Genomic DNA, 20928 nt, shown 5'->3' with positions numbered 1-20928 from the left:
TCAGCTCCGGCGCTGGCTGCGTTGGCTCATGGCGGCCAGACGCTGCATCAAGGACAAGTCCTGTTCGTTTTTCAGCAAGGCACCGGCCATAGGGGGCAAGCCTTCATCCAGCTCGTGCAGGGCATCGGCAGGAATATCGTTGGCCAGCAGCAGACGCAGCCAGTCCAGGAATTCCGAGGTAGACGGCTTTTTCTTCAGGCCGGGGACATCTCGCAGGGCAAAGAAGGTATCCAGGGCGCTGGACAGAATGTCACTGCGCAGATTGGGGTAATGCACCGCCACAATCTGTTCCATGGTTTCGCGCTCGGGGAAGCGAATGTAATGGAAGAAACAGCGGCGCAGGAAGGCGTCGGGCAGATCTTTTTCATTGTTGGAGGTAATGATGATCAAGGGACGATGGCGCGCCTTGACGGTCTGGCGAGTCTCATAGACATGAAACTCCATGCGGTCCAGTTCCTGCAGCAAGTCGTTGGGGAACTCGATGTCGGCCTTGTCGATTTCGTCGATCAGAACAACCGTGGGTTCCTCGGACTCAAACGCTTGCCACAATGTGCCCTGCACAATGTAGTTGCCAATGTCGCGGACTTTTTCATCGCCCAACTGGGAGTCACGCAGACGCGACACCGCATCGTATTCATACAGGCCCTGATGGGCCTTGGTGGTGGACTTGATGTGCCATTGCAGCAGGGGGCGTCCCAGGGCGCGGGCCACTTCCAGGGCTAGCAGTGTCTTGCCAGTGCCGGGCTCACCTTTGATCAACAAAGGACGTTGTAGCGTCAAAGCGGCGTTGACGGCCAGCTTCAAATCATCAGTGGCAACGTACTGATCGGTGCCTTCAAAACGGGTCGTAGTAGTCATAAATCGGCTCAAACTTGTACTTAAAATGTTGATCTGTCAAGAATAGAAACTCGGGTATAAATACTAGTATCAGTCATCCTTGGCAATTATCATACAATCGACTCAGTACTCGTCGGTCAGCATCACAGAGCCAGGTGTCGCGTTGATTCCTTTTTGCTGCAATAGACGCAGAGCCTGACCCGGACCGTTTTCAACTCCACGACAAAGCGAATAGCGATGATGAAGTTGCAAATGAAGCGGTATGTCTCTTTCTTTCTTCTGGCCTCAAGCTCCTGTCTGCCCTGGGCAGCCCAGGCGCAGGATTCCGAGCCGATCAAGGCCAATCCCGAGGCGGCGCGCGACAAGATCTCCATGTGTATAGGCTGTCATGGCTTGCCCGGTTACAAGGCCAGCTTTCCCGAGGTCTATCACGTCCCCATGATTGCCGGGCAGGGCGCTGCTTATATAGAAGCAGCACTCAAGGAGTATGCCAGCGGCGCTCGAACCTTCCCCACCATGCAAGCCATTGCGCTGAGCTTGTCCGAACAGGACATGGCGGATATTGCCGCGTACTACGCGGGCAACAAACCTTGAGGACGGGGAGGCACCTATGAGAAAAACAGTCTTGCTGGTAGCAATGGGGCTGATGGCCGGGGTGGCCGGTCAGGCGATAGCCGCTGAGGATCTGGCCAAGGCAGGCGGGGAAGCCTGGAAGAATCTGAATTGCGCATCCTGTCATGGTGACGATGCGAAAACGCCCTTGAACCCGGAATATCCCATTCTGGCCGGTCAGCATGCCGATTATTTGCGGCAGGCCTTGATGGCTTACAAGCGTGGGCAGGCCGGGGCACCGGCAACGTCCAATATCCGCAAGAATGCCGTCATGGGGGCTATGGCCAATACCATGAGCCAGGCGGATATCGACAGTATCTCCGTATGGCTGTCGCGTCAGCCCGGCCCTTTGAGCATTAGAAAGTAAGGCAGCCTGCGGCTTTAGTCGCGCGTGCTGTGGCGCAAAATCAATTCGATATAGCGCTCGTTGTTCAGCGGAGTGCCCAGACGTTGTGCTTCCCAGATCACCTCGCCCAGCGCTTCCATAATGATGTGCGCTGCGGCGTGCTGATCGTGCCGGGTCAATAGGCGCTGATACGCTGCCTTGATGCCCGGAGGCTGGTCAATGGACAGTTGTTCATTGATAGCCAGGTGCATGGACAGATGCAGGAAGGGGTTGCTGCGTCCTTGCTCCACGGAATAGTCCTGGTTGACGGCGTCGGCGTTGCGCAAGTCGTCGTGGTATTCAGGGTGCTGTTGCACCAGATCCACCGCCATGGTTTCCAGAGCGGTCAGCAGATGACCACTTTGGTGCTTGTCCCAAGCTTCAATGAAAAATTGGCGAACCTGCTCGCGAGAGGGGTTGAACATGGTGGAATCGAGATAAAAATAGTCAGAAAATGCGAATCTTCGGCGCGTGTTTTGCGTGAAATGGTGGGGGCGCAAGGCCGGCACAAGCTGCAATCGGGGCCGTGTAGAATGGATAAGTTGCCAAGAATGCAAGCATTTTTGGCAAGCTTTGAGTTTACAGGTGCCTGAATACGCGCGAATTAAGTTAAACTCTTATATAAGACTTCGGAAACGCGAAAGCGTTCCGTGTTTAGCTATCCCTAATATTGGAGCACAACTGGAGCATCCATGTCCTATCAGCATATCAAGATCCCCGCGTCGGGGCAGAAAATTACAGTTAACGCGGATTTTTCCCTGAATGTTCCCGATCAACCCATTATTCCTTACATCGAGGGTGATGGTACGGGCGTGGATATTTCGCCAGTCATGATCAAAGTGGTCGACGCTGCTGTTGCCAAGGCTTATGGCGGCAAGCGCAAGATCGAATGGATGGAAGTGTTCGCCGGTGAAAAATCCACCAAGGTGTACGGTTCCGACGTCTGGCTGCCAGAAGAAACTCTGGATGCCGTTAAAGACTACGTCGTGTCCATCAAAGGCCCTCTGACCACTCCCGTTGGCGGCGGCATCCGTTCCCTGAACGTGGCCCTGCGTCAGCAACTGGACCTGTACGTCTGCCTGCGCCCAGTGCGCTACTTCAAGGGTGTTCCTTCGCCTGTGCGTGAGCCAGAAAAGACCGAAATGGTCATTTTCCGCGAGAACTCCGAAGACATTTACGCCGGTATTGAATTTGCTGCCGAGTCCGAAAGCGCCAAGAAGCTGATCGACTTCCTGCAAAACACCCTGGGCGTGAACAAGATTCGCTTCCCCAATACCTCCGGTATCGGTGTCAAGCCTGTGTCCCGCGAAGGTACCGAGCGCCTGGTGCGCAAGGCCATCCAGTACGCCATCGATAACGATCGCTCTTCCGTGACCATCGTTCACAAGGGCAACATCATGAAGTTCACCGAAGGTGGCTTCCGTGATTGGGCTTACGAACTGGCTCAAAAAGAATTCGGCGCTGAATTGATCGACGGCGGCCCATGGTGCAAATTCAAGAATCCCAAGACTGGTCGCGAGATCATCGTCAAGGATTCGATTGCTGACGCCTTCCTGCAACAGATTCTGCTGCGTCCTGCCGAGTACGACGTTATTGCCACACTGAACCTGAACGGCGACTACATCTCCGACGCTCTGGCTGCTCAAGTGGGTGGTATCGGTATCGCTCCCGGTGCCAACCTGTCCGACTCCGTGGCCATGTTCGAAGCTACCCACGGTACTGCTCCCAAGTACGCTGGCAAAGACTACGTGAACCCCGGTTCGCTGATCCTGTCTGCCGAAATGATGCTGCGTCACATGGGCTGGACCGAAGCTGCTGACCTGATCATCTCCAGCATGGAAAAATCCATCACCTCGCGTAAAGTGACTTATGACTTTGCCCGTCTGATGGAAGGCGCGACTCAAGTGTCCTGCTCCGGCTTTGGCGATGTCATGATCGAAAACATGTAATGAATACAGGCTGTTAAAGCCGGTTTTCTACATGAGAAACCGCCGACCTTCGGGTCGGCGGTTTTTTTTCGTCTCATGCTGGCGCAGGCCATTTTTTTCTCTTTTTTCTGCTTCGCTTGTGCTCAAAATATTTTTGATCGTTACTTTTATGCAATTAAAAATAAGCTTGGTGCATGATTATTACTAGGTGAAAACCCGAATAAACTCAATAAAACAAGCGGGTTTAGCGTTTTTCATGATTATTGATATTGCGATTAACTGACGATAGCTATAAATTTGCCATATTAAATAATTCTAAGGAGCTGTTATGACTATCACAGGAGCTACATTGGTCGCCGAGCGCGAGCGGATCACCGTTACCCAGGCGCCATCCCGTCAGGAGACAGAGGAGATTTTGGAGCGTATCCATGAGATCGGCCCGCTGCTACGTGAGTTGGCCCCGCAGGCTGACCGTAATCGCATGTTGTCAGACGAGGCGGTTCAGGCTTTGGAGTCCACCGGGGCCTGGCGCATTTCGGCCTTGAAGCGCTACGGCGGTTATGAGGGTGGGGCGGAGATGCTCTTGCAATGTGCCAGCGCCGTGGGCTATTACGATCCGGCAGCAGCCTGGTGTGTGGTGATCTCTAATGGTTCGGTCATGCTGGCCAACCGCTTTAGCGATGCCATGCTCGATGAGGTGTTTGCAGACGGTCCAATCCGTGCGGCGTCCATTTTTGCCCAACCCCAAGGCACGGCAACGCCGGATGGCGATGGCTGGCGCATTACGGGCAAGTGGCCTTTTGCCTCGAACAGCAATCACTCGGACTGGGCACTGGGGATTTTGTTCATCAAGGAAAACGAGCAGGTCGAGCCTACCGTGGGCTTTGTGCTGATGCGTCGTGATGAGTTTGAAATTCAGGATACCTGGTACACCATCGGTATGCGCGGCTCGGGCTCCAACACCATGGTGGCAGAAAACCTGTGGGTGCCCAAAGAGCGCCTGATTACGTTTCAGCAACTGATGGGTGATGTGCAGGAGCAAGATCCCTTGGCTACATTTGGTCGTCGTTTGACGCCGCACCTGACCATGTCCACCTGCATTCAAGCGCCATCTTTAGGGGCCGCGCAAGCCGCCGTGGATTTCACTACTGGTGTCAGTGGCAAGCGCGGCATTACCTATACCCATTACAAGAAGCAGTCGGATTCGGGGGCGTTTGTGCAGAACCTGGGAACGGCAAGTATTCAGATTGATGGTGCTCGTTTGCTGCTGGAACGCGCTGCGGCGCAGATCGATGCTGCTGCTTCCGGTACCGTGCCCATGCCTTTGGAGCTACGTGCTCGCCATCGTGCCGGGATCGGCCATGCAGGACACGAGCTGGTGGATGCGGTGAACAATCTGTGCTGGTTGCATGGCACCGCCTCCTTCGCGGAAAACAGTCTGCTGGGCCGCATGTGGCGCGATATTAATACAGGTACTCGCCATGCCTCCATTACCGCGCCAATGGGATACGAGCTGCACGGTAACGGCATGACCGGTACGCCTTATATTTCCAACAAGCTCTAAACCATGACGGCGACCTTGCGGATCAATGCTCCTTCACGCCGTTGTCATGCCGACGGCGTAGAGGTGCAGGCCTGGTATGGCCTGCGTTATGCCCAAGGCACGCGCCGTTTTGAAGCGGCGCAGGCAGCGACGGGGCGAATGGCAGCGACCTCTCTGGATCAGGTGCCTTTGTTCCCGCAGCGCCCCAGCCGTCTTGCGGCGGTCATGGGAGCAGGCAGTGCCAATCCTCAATCTGAAGACGCTTATTTTTTGAATGTGTGGGCACCTGCGCAAGCACAAGGTCTGCCCGTACTGTTCTTTATCCACGGTGGAGCCTGGGTGAGCGGTGGCGCTTCTTTGGATTGGTATGACGGCACCCGCCTGGCAGCGCAGGGCATGGTGGTGGTCAATGTGAATTACCGTCTGGGTGCCTTGGGGCACCTGGGCGATGCACAAGCTGACGATTTGCCTTTGCCGGCAGCCGACCTGCTCTTGGCACTGCAATGGGTGAAAGATCGTATCCATGCCTTTGGCGGAGACCCGGACAAGATTACCTTGATGGGGCAATCGGCGGGTGGCTGGTATGCGCATTTGCTCAGCGTGCTGGAGTCCACACGAGGTTGGATTAATCGTGTTGCTTTGCTCAGCATGGGAACGCGCACGCCGTGGTCACCCGAGCAACAAAGAAAAACCACAGAGCGCCTGCGACAAAGCCTGGGTGATCAGTGGCTGACGGCGAACGTGGATATCTTGATGCAGCACGGCATGATGGCCTTGGACAAAGAGCCGCTACGTTTGGCTCATGCTCCTTCGGCATTCTTGCCTGTGGCCAGCGCCGGGATGCCGCCCGACTTCTTAAATCCTGACTGGGCGGCACAAGCCTGCCATGCGCAGGCGGTGTATCTGCGTTGTACTGCCCAAGAGTCCTCGGTGTTCTTTTTTGACGTGCCTTTTCATCGGCAGGCGACGCAAGAGCAGGTCGATCAGGCTTTGGGTGTATGGCCTGTGGGAGATTTGCCAGACAGCCTGCTGCGAAATGGGGTGTATCAGGGAGTAGGTTCGGGTCTGACGCCGTATCAGCAAGTGGTGGCCGCGTCGTCCTGGTTGCAATTCCAGCGTTTTCCCACGCAGTATGCGGCTAGTCTGAAAGCAGCGGGGCGCTCGGTGGTCTGGAGTGACTTCATGGAACAAAGTCCGCTTGAAGCGGTGTTCAGCGGGCACTGTTTTGATTTGCCTTTCCAGTTTGGCAACTTCCGGGCCTGGCAGGATGCGCCCATGATGCAGGGGGTGACGCCGGAGCGGTTTGAGCGCGTCGCCCAGGATTTGATGGGCGACATCGCACGCTTTGCGGGGGCCTGACTAAAGGAGCAGGTTTACTCCGTGCCGCGGGCCTTCCAGTTTGGAATGGCCTGCTGCACGTGTTGCGAGCTCAAGGGACTAAGCAGTCGATGCAAATCACCGAACAATTTGCGGGCTGTATTGCCTACCCAGTTGTCTGGCAATAGCTCGGGTGCCAGGCCTGGGTCCAGAAAGGGCAGTCTGCGCCAGCGTGTCACCATAGGCATATAGAGTCGGAAGGCTTCCAAAGGGTCGGCCGTGCCTTGGCGTAAAGCGGTTTGCCACGCTTCAACTTCGTGTTGATACGAGTTCAAGAAGGCCTGGTACTCATTGGCCAGCTTGTCCCAATTCCACCAGCGGGAGATCTTTTCCTGAATATCGCTCAGGCCACTGGGTTCGCAGGTGAACAGCTCAATATAGGGCCAGAGCTGGTGCTCGCGTATGTACTCGACAGCCTCTGCCTGCAAGCGCGCCGGACCTATATACAGGCCCGCATTTACCGTGCCAAACCCCATGCGAGCCAAGCCTGTACGAATCTTGTGACGGTTCTGGCGTTCGCTTTCCGGAACGGAGAAGGAGACCAGCAGCCAGGGGTCCCGAATATTCATGGAGGGGGAGGAAAAAATCCGCTCGTCACCGGCCTGCATATGCGGCTCCAGTTCGGCCGCCAAGGCATAGCCTTTGCCCGAGGCGGCTTGTTGGCTAACTAGCACGCCTTTTTTCTTGAGCCGGGAAATGGCGGAGCGCACGCTGGACGGTTCAGCACCCAGGTCGGCCAGTAGTTGAACCACGCTGGCCACGGGAATGATGACGCCGGTGGGGCGGGCGAACAGACCGTAGAGCGTCAGAATGTAGTGGTGCGGGGCAAGTTGCTCGTGCTCGCCATGGTCTCGGCTAGCGATGAACTCATCAATCGCGACGCTTGCTTTCATTCTGTTTTCCGGTGGTGGGGCTGATTGCTACCCATTTTTGATAGTAGGTTTGTAGCGGGCCATTTTACCGTGCGTGCCCCGGCGGCGCTAGCGTAGCCGCACTGGGGCTGCTTGCGTCCTGTTTGCCAGGGCGCCAGCTTGAGCTTCTTAGGGCAGGCTTTTCTCCAGCACGCTGTCCAGCACGACGATGTCCTGAATGTGCGGGGCGATGGCATCCAGCATGGCCTGGTGAGCATCACTCTGTCTGTAGGCGTCCAGTGCTTCTTGAGTGCGGAATACAGAAAGCAGGGCATGGCTGTAGCGCGCCGAGCTGAGTGACAGGTTCGGCACCCATTCAAAGCGTTCTATGCCGGAGCATTCCTGATGTATGCGGATAAAGGCCTGGTCCAGCTTGGGGGCGAGTTCCGGGCTGACAGGGGTGTGGGGGGCCATCAAAACGATATGTAGATACATGCTGTCCTTGTGGATTCCGAGAGGTTTTAAGCTCATTAATTATTGCAAATAAATAATGACGAAAGATAATACGCAATAATATTCGGTTGAATTGTATAGGCCTATAGCTTTTAAAACGACGAATTTTCATAGGGTTAATACCTAAATTCAACAAAAAACATCCTTATTTGATTATTTTGTTATTGCAAATAAATGACGATCGAAACAGAATTGAGGCCAAGCGAGTGTGTTGTCGCAGAGCTCGCCTCATTTTGGGTTTTGGGTCTTTAACGCCTGAGCAGAGTCATCGTCATGAAAGAAAACATAAGTGGGTTGGGAGCCAGGGTGGTGCGCGAAGCCTTCGGACATTTTCCATCCGGGGTAGCGGCCATTGCCGCCGTACTCGATGGCAAGCCGCAAGTCATTGTTGCGTCCAGTTTTTCCGTAGGGGTTTCGCTGGATCCGCCTTTGGCCGCCTTTTTTGTGCAGAAAAGTTCCTCGACCTGGGCGCTGCTGTCTCGCGCCTCGCGTCTGGGGGTGTCAATTTTGAGTGCTGAACATGCGGCTATTTGCCGTCAGCTGGCCGGACCGGACAAGGACAGCCGATTCAGCGATATCGAGGTCGAGCTGACCGAGGAGGGGGCCGTCCATATACAAGGGGCATCAGTCTGGTTTGACTGCAGTGTTTTTCAAGTGCATCCCGCTGGGGACCACGATGCCGTGCAATTGCTTATCCACGATGTGCAGATCGAGCGCGAAATCTCGCCACTGATCTTTCATCGTTCTCGTTTCACGCAGTTGGTGGCCTGAGCCACCGGATCAAAAACAATAAACAAGAAGCATAACTATCACAGTGAAGGGGACATCTCTTGGACGCACATACACCATCGTTGCGCGAGCAGCCCATGACTGCCGCGCAGCGTCGACGCGTTATTTTGGGGGTTGGGGCGGGTAACGCCCTGGAGTGGTACGACTGGACGGCTTATTCGATTTTTGCCGCCTATTTTGCCAAGCAGTTTTTCCATAGTGAGGACCCGCTGGCGGCTTTGCTGGGCACACTGGCGGTATTTACTGTGGGTTTTTTCATGCGCCCGCTGGGAGGCATCTTTTTTGGCTGGCTGGCCGATCGCAAGGGGCGGCGTTTCACCATGACCCTGTCCATGCTGGTGACAGCCTTGGGCAGTTTGGTGATTGGTATTGCTCCTACGTATGACATGGTGGGGCCGATTGCCGCCTTGTTTTTGTTGATGGGCCGTTTGTTGCAAGGGATTGGCCACGGTGGGGAGGTGGTTTCTTCCTTCACCTATGTCACCGAAATGGCACCTGCTCATAAACGTGGGCTGTGGTCTTCCTCCGTGTTTGTGTTTGTCACGATCGGGGTATTGGCGGCTGTGTTGCTCAGTGCCTGCCTGACCAGTCTGCTGGGTGAGGATGTTGTTCGGGCCTGGGCATGGCGTGTGCCTTTTGTCTTGGGTGGGGCCTTGGGGGTATATGCGCTGTATCTGCGTAGAAAGCTGGATGAAACTCCCATGTTCAAAGCCCGTCAGGCCGCAGCGCAAGCGGCAGGCAAAACGGCACGCCCGGGCGCACGCGTGTTCTGGTCGGAGGTCTGGAAGTATCGCAGTGCCTGCTTGCGCGTATTTGCCTTGTCGGCTGGCGGCACCGTGCTGTATTACGTCTGGGCCATCATGGCGCCCACCTTTGCCATTACCTCCCTGGGCATGCCTGCCGCCAAAGTGATGTGGGTGGGGGTGGGGGCCAATCTTTTCCTGATTCTGTGCCTGATTTTCTGGGGCGCATTTTCGGATCGTTTTGGTCGCAAGGCGAACTGGTATTTCTTCTCCATCGGTTCAATCATCAGCATCATCCCGCTGACCATGGTGCTGACCGGCGGCCAGGGCGAGATCTGGCGTCTGGTGGTGTTCATGGCGGGCGGCATGCTGTTGATCTCGGCACCCACCGCCATCATGCCGGCCTTTTTCCCCGAGCAGTTTCCGACCCGCATTCGTGCGGTTGCCATGGGCTTGCCCTATTCGGTTGCTGGTGCCCTGACGGGCGGGACCGCTCCCTATTTGCAAGCCTGGCTGCATTCCATCAATCAAAAACAGGTTTTTGACTGGTACCTGATCGGCCTGTGTGTTCTGGCTTTGTGGGCCACCATTGCCTCGCCCGAGACCAAGGGCAAGGACTTGCACGACTGATGTGTATAGGCGCTGCCCGGCTGAAAGAGCCGCGCAGCGCCTTTTTTGAATTTTCTAGGAGTAGTGAGATGTTGCGTGAGCATATTGAAGGTAAGTGGATTGCTGATTTTGTAGAAGTGTTTGGACTATGCAAAGTACAACCCGGCGAAATGGCAGTCGTGCTGTCCGAGACGCAATCGCGCTCCGTGCTGGCCGAGCTGGCTGAGTTGGCCCTGACGCAAATGGGGGCACGGGTTTGCCATGTGAAACTGGTCTCGCCACGTCTGAAAAGCAATATTGCCCTGCGCTCGACCGGGACGTCTTTGGCGCTGGAAGGTATGGACCCGATTGTCCAGGCTTTGGCAGGCAGCCAGTTCATTGTGGACTGCACCGTAGAAGGGCTGCTGCATTCGCCCGAGCGTGCCGCACTGCTGGCCAAAGGTGCCCGCATCATGATGATTAGCGACGAGCATCCCGAGATTCTGGAACGGGTCAAACCCAGTCCTGATTTGCAAAGCAAGTGCGATATTGGCGGCAAGCTGATTACCGATGCCAGTGTCATGCACATTAGCTCCGAAGCCGGTACGGACCTGACGGTCAGCCTGGCGGGTGTGATCGGGCGCGGCAGTGCCGGGATAGCCGACAAGCCGGGCAGCTTTGGGTATTGGCCTGCTGGCCTGTGCATTTGCTACCCCAGCAATGGCAGTGTGAATGGCACGCTGGTGCTGGATAGTGGAGATGTGAACCTGACCTTCAAGCGCTATCTGGAATCAGCCGTAACCTTGCGCATCGAAAACGATTATGTCGTGGCTATTGAGGGCAAGGGCGTGGATGCCGATTTGATCCGCTCCTATTACGCCAGTTGGAATGACAAGGATGCCTATGCGGTCAGTCATGTGGGCTGGGGCATGGCGCCGGCGGCACGCTGGGACTCCATGGCTATGTATGACAAGCGCGATACCAACGGAACCGAGTTGCGCGCCTTTGCCGGTAACTTCCTTTTCTCTACGGGCGCAAATCCAGCGGCTGGCCGTTTCTCCGATTGCCACTTCGACTACCCAATGCGCAATTGCACGGTTAGCCTGGATGGCCGTGAAGTCGTCAGCAAGGGGGTGTTGCAAGGCGATCTGGCCTAAAGCGCTAGCCAGGGCGGTACCAGCAGGAGAATGGGCCTACAGAGCCCGGCCGGCTGAGGCCGCCCTTTGATATTCCGTGGTACAAAACCAAGCTCAATGGTTTATGGCTGGACAGTTCAATAGTCATCAAGCTGTGCAGGCGTGTCGTAGCCGCTATTTTGCTTTGTGTGAAGGCAGTGCGACCCAGCTTTGCTTTGTTTTCAAGGGTACGGATTATGCGCGAAGGATTGGAGAAGCTACTGGCGGCAGGCAAGGATAATGCTTTGTTGCGCTTTGGCCTGGGCAATGCCTGTATGGGCGAGGGCGATTTGGAAGCGGCTCGCGAACATTTGTCCAAAGCCGTGGAAATGAATCCGCGTTACACCGCAGCCTGGAAGCTGTTGGGCCGGGTGCTGGTGAACCTGGAGCAATTCAAACAGGCCAGGGAAATTCTGGAGCAGGGCTTGGTGATTGCCCAAGAGCAGGGCGACAAGCAGGCTGAGAAAGAAATGCAGGTGTTTTTGAAGCGGGCCATGAAGGCTTTGGACCAGGCAGCAGAATAAAGACTGCGAATGGGCGACTGATATTTTCTTACCATGCGGGTATCAGTGCATTCCCTAAGTGTGACAGCTTTATAAATGGGGCACAATACGTTTCATGCAGGTGAGGAGACATAGCCCCGCAACGCTGGGCAATAAAGACCGAAATAAAACGGTCACTATTATAAAAGCAATAGGCAGTACAACATAACAACAACAAAAAAAAGGCCAGCGAAAGCTGGCCTTTTTTACGTCTGTACCTAATGGAAAAAATCAAACACCGGGCTCGGACATGGCTTGCAGCACCAGTTTGACGGCACCTTGCCCACCTTCGTTGGGCGCGCATTCCATATAAGCCAGAACGCTGGGCAGCTGGGTTAACCAGCGACGCACGGCATGACGCAAAACGGGTTCGCCATTGCGCGAGCCGTAGCCCGTGCCATGGACAATTCGTACACAGCGCACGCCGTGCTCCAGACAGGAGCGCAGAAAGTTGTCCAGTCGCTCGCGGGCCTGTTCCAGATCCGAGCCATGCAAATCCAGGCTGGACTCAATCGGCCAACGGTTGCGTTCCAGATCGCGCAAGACATCGGTGCCACAGCCAGCACGCAAATGTCGTATATCGTTGCTTTCACCTTGCACGCTGACATATTGGTCAGAGGCCTGGGGCAGGGCAGGCGTACTGGTGGGCGCACCTACCGCGTGGCGACGACGTTGCTCCAACTGTTCCGGGCTAGCCGCAGGACGGCTCATGACTACGCTTTGACCGCGTTTTTTCAAGGGGGCGACGTCCCGCATGGACTGGCGTAGCCAGGCCCTGTCGCTGGGGTCCAATAAGGAAACGGGGTCTTGGGCCGCTGTAGCATTACTGGCAGGAGCCAGTTTGGCTGGCTTGCCACCGGGATCCGGTGGGCGGGGGCGCTTGCGAGCCTGGGGACGGGCGTCGTAAGGCTTCTCGTCGGTCGCAGTCGTGGTGTTGCCAGCGTCGTCAGTCGTGGTGACTTTGGCTTCAACCTTGTCGTTGTTGACCAGTTCGGAACCAGGAACGTCCACGCTCCAGGTCTTGCCGTCCGGATTGACGGTGGTTTCGTATTCTTTACCGCCGACGGTCACAGTGACCTTGTCGCCAGGTTTGACGTCTTTACCAACCGTACCAGTAATAGTTACATCACCTTCGGACTCTTCCTTATTGATGACGCCGTCTTCAGTAATGGAATCGATCGTGATTTCAGCTTCTGGGGGCAGCGTGTCGACCGTGGTCGTGTCTTCGCCGCCGTTACCTGGGGTACCAACTTCGTTGGTGTAGCTACCGTCAGGCACTTTGACGGTGATTTCACCTTCGTAGTTCGGTGGGGGAACCAGCGTTCCGGTCCAGGTCTTGGGATCTTTGTTGTCTGGTGTCAGACCTTCGATGCGACCGCCGCCGGTGACCACGATATCTTCGATATCAAAGCCAAATGGCACTTCAGTAAATGTGAAGGTAACGGTGCCGTCGTCATTGATCTTGACAGTAACGGAGGGAGGAACCAGAGGACCGGCCTCTTCTTCGCCAGTACCGCTGTAGCCACCCAGGCGCACGTTTTCAACGGTGGGCACGCCAGGACGTGGGTATTCCAGGGCCAGAGGGCGCGTGGTTTCCACAATGCTGACCAGGCGGGTGAAGCTGCTGCCACCGCCTTCGCCACCACCGGTCAATACGGCAGCGGTTGGGTCAAGTTGGGAGAATGGGTCATCGCCAGCTTCCAGAGCGGCCAACACAGCCGTAATGGCTGGGTCGTTCGGGTTGGCCAGAGCAGCGGCTACTGGGTCCACATCGGTTTCTGCGATATCGCCGCTGACCAGGAAGGAGCGGTTATCGGAAATGGTCATCGATGGGCTGCCAGGGATCTCAAGCTCGACGCTGGCGCCGGTCTCGGTGATGATCTCGGCATTAACAGGGACGCGCATCCCTTCTTTGACAGCTACTTTGGAGCCATCGGCGGTACGGATCCATGCCGTACCTTCAACTCGTGTCACTAAAACAGTATCCAGTGCCATGACTGTCTGATTCCTAAAAAAAGACTGCCGCCAAGCAGCAGTCAGAAATGGACTTTCTTTGATCAGAGAATAGCGAGTTGGTCCGCTAGTCGATATTGGCGTCGCCGCCAGTTCGCTGTTTTATTTATTGTTATTGACCTTACTTAACAATACGAACGGGACGGCGAGCAGGGGTTTAGGCTATGCCGTGTACTTTTAGCGCCAACATCAAACGATCTGTTACATCCAGCTTTTCAAAAACCGCCTGCAGATGGGCGCGAACCGTTCTCTCGGTGATGCCCAGGTCCTTTGCGATCAGCTGATTGGAGTGGCCCAGCGAGGCGCGTTGCGCAACCTCGACTTCACGACTGGTCAGGGTGCTTTCCCAGCCCGCCTTGGGTTCCAGACGACGGGTAACGTCGCTAAGCAAACGGCTCAGCAAGGACTCCCCAACCCAAACCTGCCCACTAGCCACGTGGTCCAGCGCCTGCACCAGCAAAGGCGACGAGCTGTAGGCGTGAATGTAACCACGAGCCCCCAGGGCCAGTACGGCCTGACCTTCGCTATCCAAAGGACGTGGGCTGGCGACAATAATCTTCATGCCCTGCACAGCCTTGGACCATTGGGGATGATTCCACAAAGCCAGGGCACTATCGACCACCACCAGATCACGCTGCTGTTGTTTCCAACGCAATAAATCGTCCATGCCCTGCCCTCTGGCGGGCAGCCAGGTGACCGAATCCAGATGACGCCAATGCTGCCACAACGCCTCATCGGCAGTCAGAAATAAAACCGAATTTACTTGTCGCATACCGCTTTTCCCTTACTGGTAACACGAGCTATATGCCATCAGCTCTTGGTCTGACTCGGGTGTTACACCTCTATCGTCAGCGCTACTCCCCCAACGGACCAATCAGCCTTAACGCTCTCTGAATGCGTTGGATCTGGCCCTGAGAATAGGTTTGAGTAAGTACTGCATAACAGTCCGCTTGCCAGTCATGATGTGCACTTCGGCCACCATACCGGGCAAGATTGGACGGTTATCGTCACCGACATACACCGTGTCCGTACGTACTTTAGCTATATAGAATGAATTGCCTTTTTCATCGGTAATGGTGTCGGCACTGGTCTGTTCCAGCACACCGGGCAAGCCGCCATAAACAGCAAAGTCATAGGCGGTGAATTTGACCTCGGCAGTCTGGCCTGAGTGCAGAAACCCGATATCGCGCGGATTAATACGCACTTCCAACAGCAGGGTGTCGTCAGTAGGCACGATTTCCAGAATGTCTTTACCGGGCTGCACCACACCGCCGACCGTATTGGCAGACAGGGTCTTGATGGTGCCGCGCACGGGCGAGCGCACTTCAGCCAGGCGCACACGGTCGGCCAGGGCACGTTGGCCTTGCTCCAGGGAAGCCAGCTTGGCACGTGTTTCAGCCAGTTCGGTACGGGCCTGATTGCGGAAGGTAATTTCCACTTCACCAATCCGGTTCTGGGCTTCCTGAATCGAGGCCTGAATACGGCTGATCTGTGCCGTGGCTGCTTTTTGCTCACCGCAGTAACGAGCCACATCACGCTGCAGACGCAGCAAATCCACTTCGGACACCGCCCCGCTTTTGAGCAAAGGACGTGTCATTTGCAGTTCTTGCGAGGTCAGCCCGCAACTGGACGCGGCCTGATCACGATTGGCCTGCGTCTCACGCAATTCTTGTTGACGCTGGTTCAGCTGTTCCTGAGCCACCGAAATATTGGAGCGCAGCTCTTCGGTACGAGCCTGCCAGACGCGGCGTTCCATTTCTGCCAGATCAGGGGCTTTTTCCAGCACTTCACTGGGCATATCAAAGGGCTGATCGGCAGCAATCGCTTCCAGTCGAGCCGCCTTGGCCATCAAGGACAAGGACTCGGCTTCGTTCTCGCCCAAGGAGGACGAGGCACGGGTAGGATCGATACGCAACAGCACTTCGCCCGCTTCCACGGACTGGCCAGGACGCACCAGAATTTCTTCCACCACACCGCCGTCCAGACTTTGCACAATCTGGACCTGGCGAGATGGCACAACCTTGCCCTCGCCACGCACCACTTCATCAATGCTGGCAAAACTGGCCCAGACAATCAGCAGGCTGATGGCCAGCAAGGTCAACCAGATCAGCAGCGTGGAACCCCGTACATCTTGGTAACGAGCCGTCCACGACGCGTTTTTGAGCATATTGCTACCAGGAGGTGGGGAATTGGTGTCCTGGAGTTGCGCACGCACCCAATTGGTCAGGTTCTTTATTTTCATGCTGCACTCCGGGCCTTACCAATCTGCCCACTACGCAAGGCGGCAATGACCTGATCCTTAGGACCATCCGCCACAATACGCCCCATATCCATCACGATCAGGCGATCCACCAGCTCCAGCAAGGCGGTGCGGTGGGTCACCAGCACAACTGTCTTGCCCTCACATTCTTTATGCAGGCTGCGACGCAGGGCCGATTCGCTCTGGTTATCCATATTGCTGCTGGGTTCATCCAGCAACAGAATGGACGGGTTACCGATCAAGGCACGAGCCACAGCGATAGCCTGACGCTGACCACCCGAGAGGGATTCGCCGCGTTCGCCAATCATCATGTCGTAGCCATCAGGATGGCGTCGTGCGAAATCATCCACCCCCGCCTGACGAGCCGCTGCCAACATTTGATCGTCAGTTGCATAAGGCGTGCCCATCAGCAAATTGTGTTTCAAAGTGCCATAGAACAGCGTGGGGTCCTGCGAGACATAGCCCATGGATCGACGCACGTCTGCCGGGTCAATCTGCTGGCTATCAATTCCGTCCAGCACAACGGTGCCGCCCGTCGGTTTGTACAGACCCAGGATCAGCTTGGACAAGGTGGTTTTGCCGGAGCCAATACGGCCGATAATCCCTATCTTCTCGCCAGCCTTCAAGGAAAAACTGACCTTATCCAGCACGTTCTGATTAGTGCCGGGATAGCTGAAACTAACGTTGCGGAACTCGATAGAGCCTTCCAGATAAGGGCGTGGCACAAAGTGACGCTCTTCAGGATGCTCTACCGGCATATTCATGTACGAATCCACCGAACCCAGGGAGGTACGGGCATTCTGATACTGCATCATCAAGCCAGCCACTTGCCCCAAAGGAGCCAGGCAACGGCCTGCAATCATGGAGGAAGCAATAATGCCCCCCATGGACAATTTGGTTTCCTGAACCAGATACACCCCGATAATCACCACGCTGATGGTGACCATCTGCTGCAGCATCTGCACCGTGTTTACGGTCAGGGTGGAAGTCATCTTGATACGCGCACCCTGACGAGCCAGGTACTCGGTGGACTGCTCCCAGTCGCGCTGCGCATTGCTTTGCGCATTCAGGACCTTCAAGGTTTCCATACCAGCCAGGGATTCGACCAAGCCGGCGTTACGCTGGGCAGCAGCCTGGAAGGTCTGTTTGGTCAGGCGTTCCATACGTGCCTGAGCAAACCAGGAAATACCCAGAATGATCACAATGGCCACAACGGGCGGGATCAGCATCCAGGGCGAGATCCAGGCCAGCACAGCCAAAAACAGCAGCACAAATGGCAAATCGACCAGTGTCGTCAAACTGGCCGAAGCGATAAAGTCGCGCACCGATTCAAAAGAGCGCAGATTGGCAGCAAAAGAGCCCACCGACGGCGGTCGGTTCTCCATGCGCAAGTCCAGCACCCGCTCCATAATCCGCGCGGACAACTGAATATCCACCCGTTTGCTGGCAGCATCAACTACATAGGCTCGCACACTGGAGAGCACCATGTTCATGACCAGCACCAGCCCAATCCCAATCGACAGTACCCACAGGGTTTCAATCGCTTTGTTGGGAACCACCCGGTCGTACACGTTCATGGTGTAGAGCGGAATGGCCAGCGCAAACAGGTTAATCAGCAAGGCAGCGCCAATGGCGTCGCGATACAGACGCCAGTTTTGCACTACGGCTGTCCAGAACCAGTGTTTGCCCTTCATGGGGGCCACACCATCTTTGGCACGCGCTTCGACGCGGAAATCCGGCTGCACCACGGCCAACAGCCCGGAGTACTGCGCTTGCAGATCTTCCAGGCTAATTTCGCTGGGGCTACCACTTTCCGGGAAATGCACCCGGGCACGTTCTTCTTCCAGCCCCAGCAACACACATGCCCGGTTATTGTTCAGCAACAAAATAACCGGGAACAGATTGGTGTCGAGTTCGGTAAAGGCGCGGCGCCACACTCGGGCCGTGCAATGACCACGCGCGGCTGCTCGACTGAGCAAGGCAGGCGTCAAACGCCCACGCTGCAAAGGCAAGCCTGCAGACAAGTGCTGCGGCGTGCAAGGATTACCGTGGATACGGGTAATCTCTGCCAGGCAGGTCAGAAGAGGATCATCATGCGTCAGATGAGGCGGGATACTGTATTGCCCGCTTGCTTGTGTCGTGCTGTCAGATGAGTGGTTCATCGTCATTAATCAAATCCAGCGAATCCCGCAGGCGTTGACGGGTACGTTTGCGCTCGTTCAATTTGGCCAAGGCCTGGGGAGGCAGATCAGTCATACGAAGCACACCGTTAGCAACCAGTGCGTCAATCAAATCCTCCAGCACTCGGATAAAACTGGCATCCGAGACTGAGAGCTCTTGTTTGTAGTCATCTTCGTTCTGACTCATACGTGCCTCCCTTCACTATCCAATAACGCCAAGAAGCAGCTACTTACAGCCCGGCTGGTTTCTCGCGCAGGACTGGCGGAGCCATACCGTCGCGGTAATCAACAGAAACCGGGGCCAGGTTGCTGGTATCTGGAACAGGCGTCATACATGCCTTGAATGCCTCTTCGGGGAAGTCCAGCTTGGCGGCTTCTTCAGGCTGCTCCGAGTAAGGCTGGGACAGGCCAACTGCCGACACCAGACGGTGCGACAAGGTCAACCAACGGTATTCGGCTTGTTGCAGGTCGTAAGTGGCATTGGCCAGAGCGCGACGCGCATCAAACAGTTCGTTTTCCGTATCCAGCAAGTCCAGCAAGGAGCGCTGACCGATCTGGAACTGCTGCATGTAAGCAACGCGAACCTTGGACGTAGCCAGTTCGTGTTGTTTCAGGAATGGCAACTGAGCACGCAGGCGCTCGATGTTGTTCCAGGCCACGGCCAGATCCTGCTGTACGTTGCGGCAGGTGTAATCGCGCACGTCGCGGGCAGCGTACTGCTGAGCTGTGGTTTGACGGATGCGAGCAGCATCGGCACCACCACGGAACAGGTTGTACGACAGCATCAACTGCACGTTGCTGCTTTGCGAGTTGCGGTATGCGGAACCGGGAGGATCATTCTTGTCCTTGCCTGTCGCAGCACGGAATTCCAAAGTAGGCGACATGCGGCCTTGAGCCACGTGTTTGCCCGACTCAGCAGCTTGATACAAAGCCTGCTTGGCCAGAATCACGGGGCTGGTGCGCAAGGATGGCAAGAAGTCGGTGGTATTGGCAGGAATCGACTCGCTCAGGCTAGGGGCCGCTTGCATGACTTCAGGAGCAGCCACACCCACAATGCGACGGTAGCGTTGCAGCACGTCGTTCAGGTTGCCGGCCTCGGTCATCATGTTGCTTTGAGCCAGGGACTGACGGCCATAAGCTTGTTCCAGGTCCACACCACGGCCCACGCCGGATGCCGAACGCTCCTGAATCTGGCTCAGGATGTTCATGTGCATGCCGTAGTTTTCACGGGCCAGCTTTTCCATTTCGCGGTAACGCAGCACATCAATGTGCGCGTTGGCCGCTTCCAGAGCCAGAGAATCTACCGAAGCCAGCAGCTCGTAGTAGGTAGCCAGTTTTTCGTAACCCAACTGACGAACCTGGTTGATCGAGGAGAAACCATCAAAAATCAACTGACGCAGTTGCAGGCTGTAGCCGCTGCGGGACCAGTCGGTAGACGGAGCACCGGAGGTGCTGCCACGCCACTCTTTGCCAACCCAACCCTGTGCATTGACCTCGGGCAACAAGGCGCCACGGCCAACGTTCTGACCTTCAAGCGCAGACTGGAAATCCTGGAAGCGAGCGCCAAGTTCAGGATTGGACATAATTGCCCGCTCAATACTGTCCTTGAAGCTCAAGCTGTTTTCCTGCTGGGCAAGCGCTGGTTGCGCCAGCAGTAGCGCTGTCAGCAGCGCACTTACCGTTAGAGTTTTCTTACCACGCACGTCGGCCTCCGTAAGATCCTGTGCCGCGTTCGCAACAGACGTCATTACGTCAGCGTTGCAACGCATTGCCAGATCAAATTTAAGTACAAAAATGAAAGAAGAATGGGTTCGGTGTGTCGCTCAAACAAAGCGAAAGAAACACCACCCGAGGGCCCAACACCTATGTATTGCACATGGGCTTTACATCTAAGACTGGTAAGTACATCGCCAGCCGCAGCAGTATGTTCATAATGGACCGGGGCAAGACAAGGCGGAGCTACAGGCTTCTGACCTGTATTCTTGGAGCATAACCTTGTGTCTGATTGTGACTTTTTACGTGACGCATAGTGAAACTCATCACGTAGATCACGGGACAAATTGTATCTTAGATTACAAGGAGCTTCGTGGACGACAATGTTAAAAATGATAAATAGCCCGTGATAAAAAAGGCAACAATACACTGAAATTAAACGATTTCGGGCGATTAGGCGCTTAAGCAATAACTGTTGCGCTTATCCCACGTGGCGCGATCGTTGGTAATAATCTACAAAAAACTTTCACCTTAATAAGCATTTAGGTTACATCAAGATAAAACCAGGTTATCACCAGACGATAAAAATATTTTCATCGTTAAAAATATAACAATCGCTCACATTAAGAATGCTGCACTTGTAACGATTTCTTATTGCAGCTTGATGTCGGTTTTCATCTCTTTGTCAGGCCTTCAAAAAGAGATATGAAATCAAAAACTTATAACGGTTTCTTGAAGGGCTCCCTGTTTCGCGCCCGTTTGTAGCTTCTCTGAACAATCCGTTGCTGCAATATCCGCCGCCCACGCTTGTCCCGTTTCTGCTCGCCCGATACCATCGAACGGTACGTATTTAGTTAGCAACACAGACAACTTGGAGGC

At 55.4% G+C, this 20928-nt stretch carries 19 protein-coding genes; 9 read left to right on the top strand and 10 right to left on the bottom strand.

Going from position 1 to position 20928, the window contains the following annotated elements; all coding sequences use genetic code 11:
• The gene (locus D0C27_RS13360) at positions 1-858 is read right to left on the bottom strand and encodes an AAA family ATPase (RefSeq protein WP_009456767.1); all 858 of its coding nucleotides are present in this window, start codon (positions 856-858) and stop codon (positions 1-3) included.
• Between the two features lie 216 nt (positions 859-1074).
• Between D0C27_RS13360 and D0C27_RS13355 the strand changes: the two genes are divergently transcribed.
• Both D0C27_RS13355 and D0C27_RS13350 read left to right on the top strand, forming a co-directional pair.
• Positions 1075-1431, top strand: a complete 357-nt coding sequence (locus tag D0C27_RS13355; protein WP_009456766.1) for a c-type cytochrome — start codon at positions 1075-1077, stop codon at positions 1429-1431.
• 16 nt (positions 1432-1447) lie between these two features.
• Positions 1448-1816, top strand: a complete 369-nt coding sequence (locus D0C27_RS13350) for a c-type cytochrome (protein WP_137431148.1) — start codon at positions 1448-1450, stop codon at positions 1814-1816.
• Between the two features lie 14 nt (positions 1817-1830).
• Here the strand turns inward: D0C27_RS13350 and D0C27_RS13345 are convergent, their stop codons facing one another.
• Positions 1831-2259, bottom strand: coding sequence for a DUF1841 family protein (locus D0C27_RS13345; protein ID WP_009456762.1), 429 nt, complete (start codon positions 2257-2259; stop codon positions 1831-1833).
• 267 nt (positions 2260-2526) lie between these two features.
• Between D0C27_RS13345 and icd the strand changes: the two genes are divergently transcribed.
• From icd to D0C27_RS13330, 3 genes are all read left to right on the top strand, one after another.
• The gene (icd, locus tag D0C27_RS13340; protein ID WP_026483219.1) at positions 2527-3783 is read left to right on the top strand and encodes an NADP-dependent isocitrate dehydrogenase; all 1257 of its coding nucleotides are present in this window, start codon (positions 2527-2529) and stop codon (positions 3781-3783) included.
• 307 nt (positions 3784-4090) lie between these two features.
• Positions 4091-5326: an acyl-CoA dehydrogenase gene (locus D0C27_RS13335; RefSeq protein WP_035274528.1), complete on the top strand. Its 1236-nt coding sequence runs from the start codon at positions 4091-4093 to the stop codon at positions 5324-5326.
• Between the two features lie 3 nt (positions 5327-5329).
• A complete protein-coding gene (locus tag D0C27_RS13330) occupies positions 5330-6664 on the top strand; it encodes a carboxylesterase family protein (RefSeq protein ID WP_137431147.1) in 1335 nt (444 codons plus the stop codon).
• Between the two features lie 14 nt (positions 6665-6678).
• Here D0C27_RS13330 and D0C27_RS13325 read toward each other — a convergent pair whose 3' ends face one another.
• Together D0C27_RS13325 and D0C27_RS13320 are read right to left on the bottom strand one after the other, a co-directional pair.
• Positions 6679-7575, bottom strand: a complete 897-nt coding sequence (locus D0C27_RS13325; protein ID WP_026483216.1) for a PaaX family transcriptional regulator — start codon at positions 7573-7575, stop codon at positions 6679-6681.
• A 147-nt stretch (positions 7576-7722) separates the two neighbouring features.
• On the bottom strand, positions 7723-8028 hold the full coding sequence (locus D0C27_RS13320) for a Dabb family protein (protein ID WP_137431146.1): 306 nt from the start codon (positions 8026-8028) through the stop codon (positions 7723-7725).
• A gap of 291 nt (positions 8029-8319) precedes the next feature.
• Here D0C27_RS13320 and D0C27_RS13315 point away from each other — a divergent pair, with 291 nt between their 5' ends.
• From D0C27_RS13315 to D0C27_RS13300, 4 genes are all read left to right on the top strand, one after another.
• Positions 8320-8817 (top strand): flavin reductase family protein, encoded by a 498-nt coding sequence (locus D0C27_RS13315; protein WP_009456753.1) that lies wholly within the window; start codon positions 8320-8322, stop codon positions 8815-8817.
• A 59-nt stretch (positions 8818-8876) separates the two neighbouring features.
• The gene (locus D0C27_RS13310) at positions 8877-10208 is read left to right on the top strand and encodes an MFS transporter (protein ID WP_240688253.1); all 1332 of its coding nucleotides are present in this window, start codon (positions 8877-8879) and stop codon (positions 10206-10208) included.
• A gap of 68 nt (positions 10209-10276) precedes the next feature.
• Positions 10277-11323, top strand: coding sequence for a hypothetical protein (locus D0C27_RS13305; protein ID WP_009456751.1), 1047 nt, complete (start codon positions 10277-10279; stop codon positions 11321-11323).
• Positions 11324-11538: 215 nt separating this feature from the next.
• Positions 11539-11865 (top strand): tetratricopeptide repeat protein, encoded by a 327-nt coding sequence (locus D0C27_RS13300; protein ID WP_137431145.1) that lies wholly within the window; start codon positions 11539-11541, stop codon positions 11863-11865.
• 249 nt (positions 11866-12114) lie between these two features.
• Here the strand turns inward: D0C27_RS13300 and D0C27_RS13295 are convergent, their stop codons facing one another.
• From D0C27_RS13295 to D0C27_RS13270, 6 genes are all read right to left on the bottom strand, one after another.
• Positions 12115-13878 (bottom strand): retention module-containing protein, encoded by a 1764-nt coding sequence (locus D0C27_RS13295; protein WP_137431144.1) that lies wholly within the window; start codon positions 13876-13878, stop codon positions 12115-12117.
• Positions 13879-14053: 175 nt separating this feature from the next.
• Entirely contained in the window at positions 14054-14668 is a 615-nt protein-coding gene (locus D0C27_RS13290) for a response regulator transcription factor (RefSeq protein WP_035269588.1), read from the bottom strand.
• 108 nt (positions 14669-14776) lie between these two features.
• Complete coding sequence (locus D0C27_RS13285; protein WP_230940577.1) at positions 14777-16063, bottom strand: HlyD family type I secretion periplasmic adaptor subunit; 1287 nt, start codon at positions 16061-16063, stop codon at positions 14777-14779.
• A gap of 71 nt (positions 16064-16134) precedes the next feature.
• Entirely contained in the window at positions 16135-18324 is a 2190-nt protein-coding gene (locus D0C27_RS13280) for a type I secretion system permease/ATPase (protein WP_026484846.1), read from the bottom strand.
• Positions 18302-18523 (bottom strand): hypothetical protein, encoded by a 222-nt coding sequence (locus D0C27_RS13275; protein ID WP_022983326.1) that lies wholly within the window; start codon positions 18521-18523, stop codon positions 18302-18304. Before D0C27_RS13275 ends, D0C27_RS13280 begins: the two co-directional genes overlap by 23 nt.
• A gap of 43 nt (positions 18524-18566) precedes the next feature.
• The gene (locus D0C27_RS13270; RefSeq protein WP_137431143.1) at positions 18567-20084 is read right to left on the bottom strand and encodes a TolC family outer membrane protein; all 1518 of its coding nucleotides are present in this window, start codon (positions 20082-20084) and stop codon (positions 18567-18569) included.
• Positions 20085-20928 lie beyond the last annotated feature (844 nt).

This window comes from Alcaligenes faecalis (assembly GCF_005311025.1).
Taxonomy (GTDB): domain Bacteria; phylum Pseudomonadota; class Gammaproteobacteria; order Burkholderiales; family Burkholderiaceae_B; genus Alcaligenes; species Alcaligenes phenolicus.
This window is presented reverse-complemented; position numbering and strand designations above follow the sequence as displayed.

Coding starts and splice junctions, on each gene's coding strand:
- D0C27_RS13290 (WP_035269588.1), bottom strand. CDS start 14,668: ATGCGACAAGTAAATTCGGTTTTATTTCTGACTGCCGATGAGGCGTTG.
- D0C27_RS13270 (WP_137431143.1), bottom strand. CDS start 20,084: ATGACGTCTGTTGCGAACGCGGCACAGGATCTTACGGAGGCCGACGTG.
- D0C27_RS13350 (WP_137431148.1), top strand. CDS start 1,448: ATGAGAAAAACAGTCTTGCTGGTAGCAATGGGGCTGATGGCCGGGGTG.
- D0C27_RS13325 (WP_026483216.1), bottom strand. CDS start 7,575: ATGAAAGCAAGCGTCGCGATTGATGAGTTCATCGCTAGCCGAGACCAT.
- D0C27_RS13335 (WP_035274528.1), top strand. CDS start 4,091: ATGACTATCACAGGAGCTACATTGGTCGCCGAGCGCGAGCGGATCACC.
- D0C27_RS13305 (WP_009456751.1), top strand. CDS start 10,277: ATGTTGCGTGAGCATATTGAAGGTAAGTGGATTGCTGATTTTGTAGAA.
- D0C27_RS13360 (WP_009456767.1), bottom strand. CDS start 858: ATGACTACTACGACCCGTTTTGAAGGCACCGATCAGTACGTTGCCACT.
- D0C27_RS13320 (WP_137431146.1), bottom strand. CDS start 8,028: ATGTATCTACATATCGTTTTGATGGCCCCCCACACCCCTGTCAGCCCG.
- D0C27_RS13345 (WP_009456762.1), bottom strand. CDS start 2,259: ATGTTCAACCCCTCTCGCGAGCAGGTTCGCCAATTTTTCATTGAAGCT.
- D0C27_RS13315 (WP_009456753.1), top strand. CDS start 8,320: ATGAAAGAAAACATAAGTGGGTTGGGAGCCAGGGTGGTGCGCGAAGCC.
- D0C27_RS13280 (WP_026484846.1), bottom strand. CDS start 18,324: ATGACGATGAACCACTCATCTGACAGCACGACACAAGCAAGCGGGCAA.
- D0C27_RS13355 (WP_009456766.1), top strand. CDS start 1,075: ATGATGAAGTTGCAAATGAAGCGGTATGTCTCTTTCTTTCTTCTGGCC.
- D0C27_RS13300 (WP_137431145.1), top strand. CDS start 11,539: ATGCGCGAAGGATTGGAGAAGCTACTGGCGGCAGGCAAGGATAATGCT.
- D0C27_RS13330 (WP_137431147.1), top strand. CDS start 5,330: ATGACGGCGACCTTGCGGATCAATGCTCCTTCACGCCGTTGTCATGCC.
- D0C27_RS13285 (WP_230940577.1), bottom strand. CDS start 16,063: ATGCTCAAAAACGCGTCGTGGACGGCTCGTTACCAAGATGTACGGGGT.
- D0C27_RS13275 (WP_022983326.1), bottom strand. CDS start 18,523: ATGAGTCAGAACGAAGATGACTACAAACAAGAGCTCTCAGTCTCGGAT.
- icd (WP_026483219.1), top strand. CDS start 2,527: ATGTCCTATCAGCATATCAAGATCCCCGCGTCGGGGCAGAAAATTACA.
- D0C27_RS13295 (WP_137431144.1), bottom strand. CDS start 13,878: ATGGCACTGGATACTGTTTTAGTGACACGAGTTGAAGGTACGGCATGG.